General features: G+C 65.6%; 1 pseudogene. It reads left to right on the plus strand.

Annotation, left to right across the window (positions count from 1 at the left end):
* Positions 1-279, plus strand: a pseudogene (locus CKO33_RS13385) (hypothetical protein); the annotation flags it as partial.

Raw genomic sequence — 279 nt, forward strand, 5'->3', positions numbered from 1 at the left:
GGTTGACACTAAGCCGTACCTAGGCGCGGTGACGCGGCCGCTGGCCAAGATGGCCGCTCGTGGACTTGTGGGGCTAGCCGAGCGCAGCGCCGACGCCGTCGTGGCGGCTACACCGACCGTGGGGGAAAGGTTCCGCCGCGCTTCAGTGACGGTAGTGCGAAATTACCCGTGGCTGGGTAACTACACGGTGCCACCCAAGCCGGTGCCGGGGCAGCTCGTATACGTCGGGGACTTGTCGGAGGAGCGCAAGCTTTCCTTCATGATCGAGGTGACGCGCAC

Origin of the sequence: Ectothiorhodospira mobilis (assembly GCF_016584115.1) — a bacterium.
In the GTDB taxonomy this organism is placed as follows: domain Bacteria; phylum Pseudomonadota; class Gammaproteobacteria; order Ectothiorhodospirales; family Ectothiorhodospiraceae; genus Ectothiorhodospira; species Ectothiorhodospira mobilis.